Raw genomic sequence first — 13,783 nt, forward strand, 5'->3', positions numbered from 1 at the left:
GAAGGGGATGTAGTCGGCGCCGACGTGCACCGCGGGCGCCGACCCGCCCGCGCCCCGGGCCCGGCCCGTCGCCCTCCCCGTCCCCCCCCCCGTGCCGGGCGGGGGGGGGCGGTGGCCGGGCGGGCGTCCGGGCGGCGGGATCCCGCGCGATCCGGGCCCGCTCGGCGCCGCGCCCGGCGACGGCGCCGACCTGCTGGTCGAGGCCACCGGCCTGCGGCTCGGCGCGGGCTGCGTGCTGGTCGACACCCCCGGCATGGACTCGCTCAGCGGCCTGGACGAGAGCGCGCTGGCGGCGCTCGCCGAGGCCGACGCCCTGCTCTACGTGATGCCGCACCCCGGCGCCGGGGACGCCGAGGCCCTGCAGGCCCTGCGCGGGCACGCGGACGCCCGGCTCACCGCGCTGAACGCCGTCGGCGTGCTGAGCCGCATCGACCTGCTGGGCGACGGCGTCGGCGACCCCTGGGCGCGCGCCCGCCGGGTCGCCGCCACCAACGCCGAACGGCTGACCGGGCTGGTCGACGGGGTGCTGCCGGTGGTCGGCCTGCTCGCCCAGACCGCCCTGGGCGACGACTTCACCGAGGCCGACGCCGCCCTGCTGCGGCGCCTGTCCGCCGTGCCGCCGCAGGAGTCGGCCCGCGCGCTCTACTCCGCCACCCGGTTCCGCCAGTGGCCGGACGGTCCGCTGACGGAGTCCGAACGCCGCCGGCTGCTCGGGCTGCTCGGCCCCTACGGCATCGACGTCGCGCTCGGGGCCGTGCGCGCGGCGCATCGTGCGGGCCGGCAGGCCGGGGCCGCCGCGCTGCTCGCGGTGCTGCGCGAGGCCTCGGGCATCGGCGCCGTGACGCACTACCTGCGGCACCGGTTCGTCGGCGCCGCGGACGGCCTGCGCGCGGTGGCGGCGCTCGGCGCGCTGGAGGCCGCCTTCGCCGCCGACGCCCAGGCGCCCGCCGACGCCGCGCGACTGGCCCGCGAGCGGATCGGCGCGTTGCGCCGCCACCCCGCGCTGCGCCGGCACGAACTGGCGCAGGCGCTGGCCGACGTCGCCACCCGGCGGCTCGACCTGCCCGCCGAACTGCTGGGCCCGCTGGTGGCCCTGGCCACCGGTGGCACCCCCGGCGAGTGCCTCGGCCTGGACCCGGCGGCCGCCCCCGCCGAGGTGCGCCGGGCCGCCGCCGCGGCCACCCGGCACTGGCGCCGCCTGGAGGACAGCCCGCGCCGCGACCTGGCCCGGCACGCCCGCACGGCGCGCGAGCTGTGCGAGGCGCTCTACTTCGGCGCACCGGCCACCGCCGGGAGGTGACCCGGTTGCTGGGGAAAAACCTTTCGTCACCGGGAAGTTGTCTCCCTAGGGTGTGAGCCGTGCTGAACCAGGAACAGATGGACGAGTTCGCCGAGCGCGGCTTTCTGGTCGTCCCGCAGGTGGTCGGGCGCGACCTGCTCGCGGCGGCCTCCGGTGCGATCGACCGGTTGATCGAGCGCGACCCGCCGGGCCCCGAGGTGCGCGGACCGCACTTCTACTTCCCAGAGACCGCGCGGGTCCCGGAGTTCGGCGCCCTGCTGACGGACAGCGCGGCCTTCGCCCTCGCCGAGTCGCTCACCGCTCCGGGCACGCTGGAACACCCCTGGCAGACCCAGGTCGCGCTGAACATCCCGCCCCACCCGCAGCGTCCGGGCATGCACCACATCGACGGCGCCCTGTACGAGCCGGACGGCCGGCCCGGCACGTTCACGATGCTGGTCGGGGTGCTGATGTCCGACCAGCTGGAGCGCGACGGCGGGAACCTCTGGGTCTGGCCGGGCACCCACCTCACCCACGCGCGCTACTTCCGCGACAACGGCCCCGAGGCCTTCTTCACCGCCGCCGGCTACCCGCCGATCGCGCTGCCCGAGCCGGAGCAGGTCACCGGCCGGGCCGGCGACCTGCTGCTGGCGCACTACCTGCTCGGCCACAACATCGGCGACAACGTCTCGCCGGCGGTGCGGCGCGCGGTCTACTTCCGGGTCAAGCGCACCGGCCACGACCCCCGCTGGCGCGCGTTCCTGCAGGACCCGTGGCTCGACTACGACCGGGTCCGCGAGCGCACCGCCCCGACCGCGCCGACCGCCCCCGCCGAGCGCCCGTGAGGCGCCCCTGAGGCTCCTGGAAAACCGGTTGGCGGAGCACGAGGACCACTGTTACCTTTCCGGAGGCCGTGCGAGAGAACGAGGAGGTGGTACCCGTGAACGCGATATCGACATGGGTGCTCCCCTCCGGGGTCACGGTCGGGCGATAGGTCGTCCGGGAGCGCCATCTGCGAGCACTCCCGAAAGGCACGACCATGGACTTCACCTCCGAACAGCGTCTCGACGACGGCGTCCTCGAACGCGAGTTCACCCTCGGCGAGATCCCCGGCACCCTGTGGACGCCCCAGTCCGCCGCACCGACCCCGCTGATCCTCATCGCCCACAACAACGGCCTGCCCAGGCGGGAGGCCCGACTGGTGGCCCGGGCCCGGCACTGCGCGGCGCAGGGCTACGCGGTGGCCTCCATCGACGCCGCCGGGTGCGGTGAACGGCCCCGTTCCGCCGCCGACGAGCAGGCCCGCGCCGAGCTCCGCCGGGCGATGCGGGCCGGCGAGCCGGTCGACGACATCTTCGAGTCCTTCATCGCCCCGCTGGTCGAGAACGCGGTGCCGGAGTGGCGGACCGCCCTGGACGCCCTCCTCGCGCTGCCCGGGATCGCCGGCCCGGTCGGGTACTCGGGGTGGACCGCCGTCGGCATCGGGCTGGCGGCGGCCGAGCCGCGCATCGCGGCCGCCGGCCTCTTCGCCGGGGGCTACGTGCCCCGCGCCCAGCGCGAGGAGGCCCGACAGATCACCATCCCGCTGCTCTTCCTGCTGCAGTGGGACGACGAGGGCAACCCCCGGCAGCGGGCCCTGGACCTGTTCGACGCCTTCGGCAGCAAGGAGAAGACGCTGCACGCCAATCTGGGCGGCCACGTCGGCACCCCGTGGTTCGAGGTGGAGGACGGATCCCGGTTCTACGACCGGCACCTGAAGTGACGCCGGGCCGGCGGGCGGGCGCCTGACCGGGACCGGTACCGGTACCGGAGAGGACGCCGCCGTCGAGGACGGGTCGTGACCCTCCTCGATGGCGGCACCCGGCGCTGCTCGCGGGCGATCAGCCCTCGGAGAAGGGAGCGTTCGGGATGGTGGCGGTCAGGCGGCTGCCCTCGTCCACCAGCGCCTGGGGGACCTTCGGCTGCCAGCCCGGGTCCTCGGCGAGGGCCCGCCACTGGTCGAGGGTGAACGGCGGTGTCTGCCGCGTGGCGGCTTCCTTGTGGCCGGAGGCGTTGATGGTCCCGGCGTACTCGGAGAGCACAAGCAGGTACCCGTCGGGGTGCCAGACGAGGACCTGGTAGCCGTACAGGCCGGGCACGGTGGCGTCGGTCGCCTCGACCCACTCCCAGCTGCCGTCGGCGAGCCGGTGGGCGTCGCAGCTGGGGGCCCCCGGCGGGGGGTCGCTGGGACGCTGGGACGTGAGCTCGCACCCGACCGGCGCGCCCGCGAATCCGGGGAGGCTCCCGGGGGTCGGGAAGGGCTGGGTGATCCTGCTCAGGGTCAGCTGCACGGCCGCGATGCCGTGGCCGTCGTCGTAGCGCAGGAACGCACCGACGTCCTGCGCGGGGTCACCGCCCGCGTACGGGTTCTGGTACTTGAGGAACGTTCCGGCGGACGGCAGACGGTCGGCCAACAGCTTGACCATCGCCCCCGAGGTGAGCTGCACGTCGGGCGGCCCGTCGGAGGCGCGGGCGGACGCGCTGGCGGACGCGGGCGGCGTGGTGGGTGAGGCGGCGGCGGTCGGGCCGGCGGTCGCGGATGGGACCGGCTGGTCGGTCACGAGCGTGGGCCGGCCGTGCGGACGGACGACGAGCGCACCGGCCCAGGCCACGGCGACGACGGTGAGCACGGCGCCGCCGGCCCGCAACCGCCGCAGGCGCAGCCGGCGGCGGCCGAGCCGGCCGCTCTCGGCGGCGATCGCGGCCACCGGAGCTGTCAGATCCGCGACGCCGGCACGGAACACGTGTGCCAGCTCCTGGTCCAGATCCATCGGGGCATGCCTTTCGTGGGCGGTGGAGCAGCGGAGCAGGGGGAACGACCCGGTCAGTCCTGCAGCAGCAGGGCCCGTTCCGGGCCGAGGATCTGACGGAGCGTGGTGAGCGAACGGAAGCTGAGGCTCTTGACGGCGCTGACGGTGGTGTCCATGGCGTCCGCGACCTCCTCGAGGCTGTAGTCCTCCAGGTAGCGCAGCACCACCGCCGCCCGGTTGCGCGGCGGCAGCCGGCTCAGCGCCTCCAGCAGGGTCACCCGCAGGGCCGCGTTGCCGTCCTCGCCCGGCCCCTGCGGGGCGCGGTCGGGAAGATCGCCGACGGCCACCTCCCCCGACCGGCGCAGCCGCCGGTGCGAGATGTAGCAGTTCAGCAGGACCTTGCGGGCGTACGCGTCCAGGCTGACCGTCTCCTCGCGCCTGGTCAGCCGCCCCCAGACCGGGTAGAGCCGGGACAGGGCGGTCTGCACCAGGTCCTGCGCCTGGTGGTAGTCCCCGCACATCAGGTACGCCGTCTGGAAGAGGCGCTGCGCGCGACTGGAGGCGAACTCGTCGAAGGCGAGCCCTTCCGGCATGACGTTTTCCCCCGGACATCAGATGATCAGACGCCCTGTTACACGCTTCGAGCCACCTCGACGTTGCGGACCGGTTCCTGTGATCGCCACCGCATCGGGTGGCCGACCCGCCCCCTCGGCCACAGCCGGCTCACCGCGTGCGCTCGGCCCAGCGGACGACCGCCGGCAGCACCAGGCCGACCGCGACGAAGACGCCGCCCATCGCCACCCAGCCCGGCGCGCCCCAGGTGAGGCAGAGGAAGCCCAGCACGGAGGGCGCCGCGACGTCCGCCAGGCCGCCGGTGATCCGCGAGACGCCCGCGTACTGCCCCTGCGCATGGGCCGGTGCGAGGCTGTAGCGCAGCTCGAACGCGCCCGCCGCCTGGAGGATCTCGCCGATCGTGTGGATGCCGGCCCCCAAGGCGATCAGCAGGACCGCGAGCGGTCCGGGCAGGGCGCCGGTCAGGCCGATCAGGGTCATGCCCGCCAGGAACGCCCAGCCCGAGCGGCGCCAGGCCCGCACGGCGGCGGCGTTCGTCTCGATCCCCCGGCCCACCCTGACCTGGAGGCCCACCACCAGGACCGTGCTGACCAGCGCGCTGGCGCCGGCGAACCAGCGGGGCGCGTGGGTGTGTTCGACGATCCACAGCGGCAGGGCGAAGACCAGGACGTCGCCCTGCAGGGCCATCACGGCGCCGAGCACGGAGAAGAGCAGGTAGGGCCGGTCCTTGAGGGCGCTGCGCCGCCCGGTCGCCGGCGGCGGGACCGGCGGCAGGGACGGCAGCCGGCTCGCGACGGCGGCGCTGAGCAGGAAGCTGACGGCGTTGCCCAGCACCAGCCACCGATAGGCGGTGTGCGTGTCGAGCTGGACCACCAGAGCGGCCAGCAGGGCCCCGATGCTGGAGGCCACGTTGACCATCGCGCGCAGGTAGGACCGGAACCTGGCGGGCCGCTCGCCGGACACCCCGCGCGTCAGCGGCGCGCGGGCCGCCGAACTGGCCGAGCCGGCCAGCTCGGTGAGCGAGACCACCACGACGAAGAGCCAGAAGGTGTGGACCAGCACGAGCGAGGCCATCGCGGCGGCCTGCACGACCAGGGTCACCAGGTAGACCTCGCGCGGCCCGCGGTGGTCGGCCAGCCGCCCCACCGGGACCCCGGAGAGCAGGCCGACCAGCGCGCCGATGCCCATCCCGAGGCCGACCTGCGCGACCGAGAGCCCGATCGAGCGGATGAAGAAGAGCGCGGCGGTCAGCATGAACATACTGCTGCCGATCATGTTGACGAAGCTCACGAGCGCGAGCACCCGCCGCGGCCCCGGCTCGGGTATCAACCCCCGGGAGACCCACCAGGAGGACTTGCGCGACTGGTCGTCAGGTGATAGGTTTGAAGTGGGAGTTGTCTCAACATGCAAGATGGCCATTCGGGTAGGCTACTGCCCTGACGCATGGCGTGTCCGGCTGTTTGATCATGCGCGGACCCGGGCGTCCGTGGCTCCCCTCCGGTGAAGTCCCCCGGGATCCAGGAGAAGTGACCGCCCCTCACCACGTCTCGGCCCGCCCGCCGTCCCCCGGTCCGTCAGGACCCACCGTGCGGCGGGTGCGGGTGGTGGCCCTGGCCGTCGTGCGGCGGGTCCTCGTGCAGGGGCGCGTCGTGCGGCGGGATGTCGTGCAACAGCCCGTCGTAGGAGGGGTCGTGGCCCCAGGGGTGCAGGAGGTGGTCGAACAGGTCGTACTGGCCCGCACCGTGCAGCACGCCGTCCGGCGTCATGCCGTCGGCGTGCCAGGCGACGTGCTGCGTCCCGTCATCGCCGTGGTGGTGGACGTCGTGGTGGGCGTCCCGGTGCTGAGCCTCGTGGTGCGGCACACCGGGCTGTGGGACGTCGTGGTGCGGGGCGACGTGGTGGTGGACGTCGTGGTGCGGAACGTCGTGGTGCGGGGCGGGCGGGCCGAACAGGTGCCCCGATGCCCACCCCTCCAACGCCCGCGTCGCGCCGCCCGCGCCCTCCCCCGCTCCCCCGCCCGCTCCCGTGCCGTCGGCGCCGTCCTCCGTGCCGTCGCCCGCGTCGCCTCCGCCGCCGCCCGGGGCGATCAGGCACAGGCCCGCGCCGATGGTGCCGAGTACCTCCGTCAGCACCGCGCGGGCGCTGCGGCGGCGCTGCGCCGCGCTGGCGGCGGCCGGCGGCAGGGCGTCCAGCGTCCCGCGCCCGGCGGTGCCCACCCAGGCCACCGCCTCGAAGCGCTTGGCCGGGATGGAGACGGTGACCTGGGTGAACGCGGTCCCGGGCAGGCCGCCGGCGCCGGTGGCGAAGGCGTCCGCGTACAGGTCGGCGGCGACCACCAGGGCCATGTCACTGGCAGCGGCCGCGGCGAGCGCGGCACGGATCTCCGCGCAGTCCAGCAGCCGGGAGGCGAGTTCGACCGACCACGCCACGTAGCCCAGCGGCGCCCGCTGCACCGCTCCCTGGGCCAGCGCGGCGCGGATCCGGATCCGGCCGTCTGTGCCGGGGCTGCGGTTCATCGTGTGCAGGGCGTCCCGCAGGCCCAGCACCAGGCCGGGCAGCACCCTGGCCTCGTCCGCACCGGGCGGCAGCAGGAGCAACTGCCCGTCCCCCCGGTCCTGTTGCTCGCACTGCGGACGGCGTATCCCGGCCCGCTCGCACGCGTGGTCCAGCGCGCGGTCGAGCTTGGCCTGGACCCGCTGTTGGACGGAGTACGGGCGGCCGCCGTACGCCTCGATGTCGACCACCAGGCAGAGCCGGCGCAGCCGTGGTTCCTGACCGGTGGTCATCTCACCGCCTCCCGGCCGGTGCGTGCGGAGAGCCCGGCGGCCCGGCAGAGCACGTGCTCGTCGCTGACCACCAGTTCGCGGTAGCGGGTGCGGATCGCCCCCTGCGAGCGCAGGGTCCGCAGCGAGCGCTCGACGCTGGCCTGCGAGAGCCCGGCGAGCGCGGCCAGGTCCGCGTGGCTGAGCGGGACGTCGATCCGCAGGCCGTCGGCGGTGGGACGGCCGTAGGAGCAGATCAGGGTGTGCAGGGTGCGGGCGAGCCGCACCAGCACGGTGCCGCAACCGGCGTCCACCCGGTGCCGGGTGGCCGAGCGGAGCTTGTGGCTGACCGAACGCTGGACGGCCGCCGCGGCCTCGGGGTACTCGGCGAGGAAGGCCCGGAAGGCCGTCCCGCCGATCTCCCGGGTGGTGCTGGTGCGCACCGCGAGCACCGTCGCCGAGCGCGGCCCGCCGTCCAGCACCGCGAGCTCGCCCAGGAGTTCACCGGGGACCCGGACCGCGAGCAGGGCCTCGCCGCCGTCCTCGGTGCTGCCCACCACCTTGACGCAGCCGGTCAGCAGCAGGGCGACCCGGTCGTCCCGGTCCCCCTCGATCATCAACGCCTCTCCGGGCGAGTAGACCCGCCGGGTGCCGAGCCGGCCGAGCTTCTCCCGGGCGGGCGCCGGGAGTTCGGCGAGCGGTCCGTGTGCGGGAACGGGAGCCGGCAGTCGGGCCGGCCCCTCCCCGTTCGCTTCGAGCAGTGTCCGCGCCGTCGTCATGCGCCGTGCCCCCAACGGTCGGCAACCCGCCCCCACGGACGGGCATACACGCGGAACATAGCGCAGCGGAACGGGTTGCGCAGGGGACCGCGCCGATGCTTCTGCCGAGTGTCCGGTATCAGTGAACGGTGCACTCCTCCAGCGGACTTGGCGGTGTCCGAGGGCCTCGCCCCGGTGCGCGGCCACCCGCTTCGAGTGAACCGCTCGCACCCTCCGCCCGCCGCAGCGCCCGCACCGCGGGCAGCAACGCGGCGGGCAGCACCCCGAGGGCGGCGACGGCGGCCGGCACCAGCAGCGCCCCTCCGGTGCCCGGCACGGCCGCCCACAGCTGCGTCGGGCCGGCGGCCACCGCGATCCCCAGGGTCGAACCGACGTTCAGCGCCGACCGTGTCCGCCACCGCTCCGCAGACACTGTCGACAATCCCCTGGCCAGGCTGGTTAGGGTGGTTCGCATGACGTCCCCGCTCCGCCTGGAGAAGATCACCCCGGACAACGTGCTGGCCGCCTGCGCCCTGGAGGTCCGCCCCGAGCAGCGGGAGTTCGCCTCCCCGGTCGCCCAGTCGCTGGCCGAGGCCTACGTGCACCAGGAGATCGCCTGGCCACGGCTGATCGTGGACGGCGAGCGGGTGGTCGGCTTCCTGATGGCCTTCTTCGGCGTGCGCTTCGACCCCGCCGACCCGCGGGACCGGCCCCGCGACGGCCTCTGGCGGCTGAACATCGCCGCCGGGGAACAGGGCCGCGGGTACGGGCGGTTCGCGGTGCGGGCGGTGGCCGAGGAGGTCCGCCGGCGCGGCGGGACGCGGGTGACCACCACCTGGGGGCTCGGCGAGCACGGTCCGCAGGGCTTCTACCTGGGTCTGGGGTTCCGTCCCACCGGGGAGCTCAGCGGCGACCAGGTGGTCGGCGAGCTGGACCTGCCGTAGTGCGGCAGCGCGGGCGGCGGCGGCCCCGGCGTCCGCACCCCGTCGCGCGCCTCTGTCGTGGGGGCACAGGGGCGGGCGACGTGGAGCGCGGGGCGTGGGCCGGACCCCCGTGTCAGTACCGGCCCAAGCACCCGTCGCGGCCATCGTGGCCCACCCCCGTATCGCCGCCGTATCGCCGGCCGGCGGGCCCGCCACCGCGGGACCCGCTCGCCCCCGGTCGGCCCGCGGCGGCCGCCCGTTAGGATGGCGCCGGACGGGCCGGTCGGCCTGTCCACGCCAGAGACGGCGTCAGGGGAGGAAACCGGTGCGAAGCCGGTGCGGTCCCGCCACTGTGACCACGGTTCAGTCGCCGTGGGAGCCAGGAACTCCTGCCGTCCTCGACCCTCCCCCCAGCCTTCGGCCGGGGTTCCCCCACGGGGCGCGGACCCCGAGGAAGGCACGCCGTATGCGCACCGTCATGCCCGTCACCGCCGACCGCCGCGGGAGGGCCGCCGCGTGATCCTGCTCCTGTCGACCTCCGACACCGACCTGCTCTCCGCCCGCGCCGCCACCGGCCCGGTCGGCTACCGCCTGGGCAACCCGGCCCGCCTGACGCCCGAGCAGCTGCCCGAGCTGGTGGAGGGCACCGACCTGGTGGTGGTGCGCCTGCTGGGCGGGCGCCGCGCCTGGCAGGAGGGGCTGGACGCACTGCTCGCCGGCCCGCGCCCGGTGATCGTCCTCAGCGGCGAGCAGGCACCGGACGCCCAGCTGATGGAGCTGTCCACCGTCCCGGCGGGCCTCGCCGCCGAGGCGCACGCCTACCTCGCGCACGGCGGCGCGGCCAACCTGGCCGAGCTCGCCTCCTTCCTCAGCGACACCGTGCTGCTCACCGGCCACGGCTTCGCGGCGCCGGCCTCCGCCCCCGACTGGGGACCGTTGGAGCGCGCCGCCCGCCGCACCGAGGGCCCCTCGGTCGCCGTCCTCTACTACCGCGCGCACCACATGAGCGGGAACACCGCCTTCGTGGACACCCTGTGCGCCGCGATCGAGGACGCCGGCGGGCAGGCGCTGCCGTTCTACTGCTCCTCGCTGCGCGGCGCGCCGGACGAGCTGCTGGCCGAGCTGGGCCGCGCCGACGCCATCGTGACGACCGTGCTGGCCGCCGGCGGCACCCGCCCGGCGGACGCCTCGGCCGGCGGCGACGAGGAGGCCTGGGACGCCGGCGCGCTCGCCGCGCTGGACCGGCCGATCCTCCAGGCGCTCTGCCTGACCTGGTCGCGGGAGACCTGGGAGGGCAGCGACGACGGGATCTCCCCACTGGACACCGCCACCCAGGTCGCGGTGCCGGAGTTCGACGGCCGGCTGATCACCGTCCCGTTCTCCTTCAAGGAGCTGGACGAGGACGGCCTGACCGTCTACGTGGCCGACCCCGAGCGCTCGGCCCGGGTGGCCGGGATCGCGGTGCGGCACGCCCGGCTGCGGCACATCCCGGCCGCCGAGCGGCGCCTGGCGCTGGTGCTCTCCGCGTACCCGACCAAGCACGCCCGGGTGGGCAACGCGGTCGGCCTGGACACCCCGGCCAGCGCGGCCCGGCTGCTGCGCCGACTGGCCGCCGAGGGCTGGGACATCGGCCCGCTGGAGGGCCCGGACGCGCTGCCCGGCCTGCAGCCGACCGCGGACGAGCACGAGGGCGACGCGCTGATCCGCGCGCTGATCGACGCCGGCGGCTACGACCAGGACTGGCTCACCGAGGACCAGTTGGCCCGCAACCCGGTCCGGATCCCGGCGGCCGACTACCGCCGCTGGTACGCCACCCTGCCGGCCGGCCTGCGGGCCCGGGTCGAGGAGCACTGGGGCCCGGCGCCCGGCGAGCTCTACCTGGACCGCACCCACAACCCCGAGGGCGACATCGTGCTCGCGGGTCTGCGGGCCGGCAACCTGCTGGTGCTGGTGCAGCCCCCGCGCGGCTTCGGCGCCAACCCGGTGGCGATCTACCACGACCCGGACCTGCCGCCCAGCCACCACTACCTGGCCGCCTACCGCTGGATCGCGGCCGACCGGAGCGACGGCGGCTTCGGCGCCGACGCGCTGGTGCACCTGGGCAAGCACGGCAACCTGGAGTGGCTGCCCGGCAAGACCTCCGCGCTCTCCGCCGAGTGCGGCCCGGACGCGGCGCTCGGCGACCTGCCGCTGATCTACCCCTTCCTGGTCAACGACCCGGGCGAGGGCACCCAGGCCAAGCGCCGCGCGCACGCCACCCTGGTCGACCACCTGGTGCCGCCGATGGCCCGGGCCGAGTCCTACGGCGACATCGCCCGCCTGGAGCAACTGCTCGACGAGCACTCCAACATCGCCGCGATGGACCCGGCCAAGCTGCCCGCGATCCGGGCGCAGATCTGGACGCTGATCCAGGCCGCCCGCCTGGACCACGACCTCGGGCTGGAGGAGCGGCCCGAGGACGACGGCTTCGACGACTTCCTGCTGCACGTCGACGGCTGGCTCTGCGAGGTGAAGGACGCGCAGATCCGCGACGGCCTGCACGTGCTGGGCCAGGCGCCGGCCGGCGAGGACCGGGTCAACCTGGTGCTCTCGATCCTGCGGGCCCGGCAGATCTGGGGCGGCGTCGCGGCGCTGCCGGGGCTGCGCGAGGCGCTCGGGCTGGACGAGGCGGCGCTGACGCTGGGCGCCACCGACGCCGCCGAGGCGCGCGCCCGCGCCCTGGTCGAGGCGATGGAGGCGGCCCACTGGGCGCCGGAGGCCGTCCAGGAGGTGGCCGCGGGCCTGGCCCCGGCGGTCGCCGAGGTGCTGGACTTCGCGGCCCGCCAGGTGGTCCCGCGGCTGGCCGCCACCACCGACGAGCTGGACGCGGTGGTGCACGCGCTGAAGGGCGGCTTCGTGCCGGCCGGCCCCTCGGGCTCGCCGCTGCGCGGGCTGGTGAACGTGCTGCCGACCGGGCGCAACTTCTACTCGGTGGACCCCAAGGCGGTGCCCAGCCGGCTCGCCTGGGAGACCGGGCAGGCGCTGGCGAGCTCGCTGATCGAGCGCTACCAGGCCGACAACGACGGCGCGTTCCCGCCCTCGGTCGGTCTCTCGCTCTGGGGCACCAGCGCGATGCGCACCGCCGGCGACGACATCGCCGAGGCCTTCGCGCTGCTGGGCGTGCGCCCGGTCTGGGACGACGCCTCGCGCCGGGTCACCGGTCTGGAGGCCGTCCCGCTGGCCGAACTGGGCCGTCCGCGCGTCGATGTGACGCTGCGCATCTCCGGCTTCTTCCGGGACGCCTTCCCGCACGTGGTGGCCCTGCTGGACGACGCCGTCCGGCTGGCCGCCGCCCAGGAGGAGTCGGCCGAGGAGAACTTCGTGCGCGCCCACGTGCAGGCCGACCTGGCCGAGCACGGTGACGAACGACGGGCCACCGTCCGGGTGTTCGGCTCCCGTCCGGGTACCTACGGGGCCGGCCTGCTGCAGCTGATCGACAGCCGCGACTGGCGCACCGACGCCGACCTGGCGGAGGTCTACACGGTCTGGGGCGGCTACGCCTACGGGCGCGGCCTGGACGGGCGGCCGGCCCGTGAGGAGATGGAGACCGCCTACCGGCGGATCACGGTGGCGGCCAAGAACACCGACACCCGCGAGCACGACATCGCCGACTCGGACGACTACTTCCAGTACCACGGCGGCATGGTGGCCACCGTGCGGGCGCTGACCGGCCGGGCGCCGGCCGCGTACATCGGCGACTCGACCCGCCCCGAGACGGTGAAGACCCGCACGCTGACCGAGGAGGCGGCCCGGGTGTTCCGGGCCCGGGTGGTCAACCCGCGCTGGCTGGAGGCGATGCGCCGGCACGGCTACAAGGGCGCCTTCGAGATGGCCGCGACCGTGGACTACCTGTTCGGCTACGACGCGACCACCGGCGTGGTGGCGGACTGGATGTACGAGCGGCTGACCCAGGAGTACGTGCTCGACCCGGTCAACCGCGACTTCCTCACCTCGGCCAACCCCTGGGCCCTGCACGGGATCAGCGAGCGGCTGCTGGAGGCCGTCGAGCGCGGCCTGTGGGCCGAGCCCGACCCGGCGCTGCTGGCCGAGCTGCAGGCGGCCTTCCTGGAGTCCGAGGGCGAGCTGGAGGACGACGGACAGGCCTGACGTCCGGTCACGAAAGGCGGCCCGTTCGCATGATGGTGTGCGAACGGGCCGCCTTTCTTCTGACTGTCACTCTATTGACAACTTCCTTGCCACTCCTGGAATCGCTCGATAACGTCGCATACAGAGTGTCCATCACGACGATCTCTCGCGACAATTCGAGGACCGCCCATGCGCAAGAACCGGTTCGGATTCGCCCTGCTCGCCACCACGAGCGTCCTCGCCCTGGCGGGCGCCGCCCAGGCCGCACCCTACGATCCCGCGCAGGCCGCGCCCGCGCAGGCCGCGCCCGCCCAGGCCGCGCCCGCGCAGGCCCAGGCCCCACCCGCGCAGGCCGCCGGGAGCGCCGCCAGCGGGCCCGCCGGCGGCAAGCACGTGATGGAGGTCGACGCCTCCCAGCTGCCGGCCGCCACCCCGAACACCGCCGCCCAGCCGGACATCGTCTACAAGACCACCGCCTTCACCAACAACCACGGCGGCAAGTGCCTGGACGGCGACCTCAACACCATCGGCAACAACGGCGCCAAGGTCCAGCTCTGGGACTGCAACGGCTGGG

12 protein-coding genes and 1 riboswitch are annotated in these 13,783 nt (G+C 75.0%); of the genes, 6 read left to right on the top strand and 6 right to left on the bottom strand.

Annotated elements, in window-relative coordinates; genetic code table 11:
* The first annotated feature begins 91 nt into the window (after window positions 1-91).
* The 3 genes from ABD323_RS34360 (at window position 92) to ABD323_RS34370 (ending at window position 3,041) form a co-directional block, all read left to right on the top strand.
* Entirely contained in the window at window positions 92-1,300 is a 1,209-nt protein-coding gene (locus tag ABD323_RS34360) for a hypothetical protein (protein WP_344445996.1), read from the top strand.
* A 59-nt stretch (window positions 1,301-1,359) separates the two neighbouring features.
* Window positions 1,360-2,124: a phytanoyl-CoA dioxygenase family protein gene (locus ABD323_RS34365; protein WP_344445997.1), complete on the top strand. Its 765-nt coding sequence runs from the start codon at window positions 1,360-1,362 to the stop codon at window positions 2,122-2,124.
* 194 nt (window positions 2,125-2,318) lie between these two features.
* Window positions 2,319-3,041 carry a dienelactone hydrolase family protein gene (locus tag ABD323_RS34370; RefSeq protein ID WP_344445998.1) on the top strand — a complete coding sequence of 241 codons (723 nt, stop codon included), beginning with the start codon at window positions 2,319-2,321 and terminating at the stop codon, window positions 3,039-3,041.
* 118 nt (window positions 3,042-3,159) lie between these two features.
* Here the strand turns inward: ABD323_RS34370 and ABD323_RS34375 are convergent, their stop codons facing one another.
* The 6 genes from ABD323_RS34375 to ABD323_RS34400 all read right to left on the bottom strand — a co-directional run bounded on the left by ABD323_RS34375 (window position 3,160) and on the right by ABD323_RS34400 (window position 8,636).
* Window positions 3,160-4,089: a hypothetical protein gene (locus tag ABD323_RS34375; RefSeq protein WP_344445999.1), complete on the bottom strand. Its 930-nt coding sequence runs from the start codon at window positions 4,087-4,089 to the stop codon at window positions 3,160-3,162.
* A gap of 53 nt (window positions 4,090-4,142) precedes the next feature.
* Window positions 4,143-4,661, bottom strand: coding sequence for a SigE family RNA polymerase sigma factor (locus ABD323_RS34380; protein WP_344446000.1), 519 nt, complete (start codon window positions 4,659-4,661; stop codon window positions 4,143-4,145).
* Between the two features lie 130 nt (window positions 4,662-4,791).
* On the bottom strand, window positions 4,792-6,060 hold the full coding sequence (locus ABD323_RS34385) for an MFS transporter (protein WP_344446001.1): 1,269 nt from the start codon (window positions 6,058-6,060) through the stop codon (window positions 4,792-4,794).
* A 155-nt stretch (window positions 6,061-6,215) separates the two neighbouring features.
* Window positions 6,216-7,427, bottom strand: a complete 1,212-nt coding sequence (locus tag ABD323_RS34390) for a hypothetical protein (protein WP_344446002.1) — start codon at window positions 7,425-7,427, stop codon at window positions 6,216-6,218.
* The gene (locus ABD323_RS34395; protein WP_344446003.1) at window positions 7,424-8,182 is read right to left on the bottom strand and encodes a Crp/Fnr family transcriptional regulator; all 759 of its coding nucleotides are present in this window, start codon (window positions 8,180-8,182) and stop codon (window positions 7,424-7,426) included. The genes ABD323_RS34390 and ABD323_RS34395 overlap by 4 nt, the downstream gene beginning before the upstream one ends.
* A gap of 118 nt (window positions 8,183-8,300) precedes the next feature.
* Window positions 8,301-8,636 carry a hypothetical protein gene (locus ABD323_RS34400; RefSeq protein WP_344446004.1) on the bottom strand — a complete coding sequence of 112 codons (336 nt, stop codon included), beginning with the start codon at window positions 8,634-8,636 and terminating at the stop codon, window positions 8,301-8,303.
* On the opposite strand from ABD323_RS34400, the gene ABD323_RS34405 reads away from it, so the two are divergent.
* The 3 genes from ABD323_RS34405 to ABD323_RS34415 all read left to right on the top strand — a co-directional run.
* The gene (locus tag ABD323_RS34405; protein WP_344446005.1) at window positions 8,635-9,105 is read left to right on the top strand and encodes a GNAT family N-acetyltransferase; all 471 of its coding nucleotides are present in this window, start codon (window positions 8,635-8,637) and stop codon (window positions 9,103-9,105) included. The two genes, ABD323_RS34400 and ABD323_RS34405, sit on opposite strands and share 2 nt — an antisense overlap.
* Before the next feature lie 266 nt (window positions 9,106-9,371).
* A riboswitch (cobalamin riboswitch) is annotated at window positions 9,372-9,495 on the top strand.
* A 105-nt stretch (window positions 9,496-9,600) separates the two neighbouring features.
* Complete coding sequence (gene cobN, locus ABD323_RS34410; protein ID WP_344446006.1) at window positions 9,601-13,230, top strand: cobaltochelatase subunit CobN; 3,630 nt, start codon at window positions 9,601-9,603, stop codon at window positions 13,228-13,230.
* 168 nt (window positions 13,231-13,398) lie between these two features.
* Window positions 13,399-13,783, top strand: a 385-nt coding sequence (locus ABD323_RS34415) for an RICIN domain-containing protein (RefSeq protein WP_344446007.1), incomplete at its 3' end; no start/stop codon positions are given.

This window comes from Kitasatospora nipponensis (assembly GCF_039528135.1).
Taxonomy (GTDB): domain Bacteria; phylum Actinomycetota; class Actinomycetes; order Streptomycetales; family Streptomycetaceae; genus Kitasatospora; species Kitasatospora nipponensis.

What these genes read in the sequence shown, in the direction of transcription:
- ABD323_RS34375 (WP_344445999.1), bottom strand. Translation starts at nt 4,089, where the DNA reads ATGGATCTGGACCAGGAGCTGGCACACGTGTTCCGTGCCGGCGTCGCG.
- ABD323_RS34390 (WP_344446002.1), bottom strand. Translation starts at nt 7,427, where the DNA reads ATGACCACCGGTCAGGAACCACGGCTGCGCCGGCTCTGCCTGGTGGTC.
- ABD323_RS34370 (WP_344445998.1), top strand. Translation starts at nt 2,319, where the DNA reads ATGGACTTCACCTCCGAACAGCGTCTCGACGACGGCGTCCTCGAACGC.
- ABD323_RS34385 (WP_344446001.1), bottom strand. Translation starts at nt 6,060, where the DNA reads ATGGCCATCTTGCATGTTGAGACAACTCCCACTTCAAACCTATCACCT.
- ABD323_RS34405 (WP_344446005.1), top strand. Translation starts at nt 8,635, where the DNA reads ATGACGTCCCCGCTCCGCCTGGAGAAGATCACCCCGGACAACGTGCTG.
- ABD323_RS34395 (WP_344446003.1), bottom strand. Translation starts at nt 8,182, where the DNA reads ATGACGACGGCGCGGACACTGCTCGAAGCGAACGGGGAGGGGCCGGCC.
- ABD323_RS34380 (WP_344446000.1), bottom strand. Translation starts at nt 4,661, where the DNA reads ATGCCGGAAGGGCTCGCCTTCGACGAGTTCGCCTCCAGTCGCGCGCAG.
- ABD323_RS34400 (WP_344446004.1), bottom strand. Translation starts at nt 8,636, where the DNA reads ATGCGAACCACCCTAACCAGCCTGGCCAGGGGATTGTCGACAGTGTCT.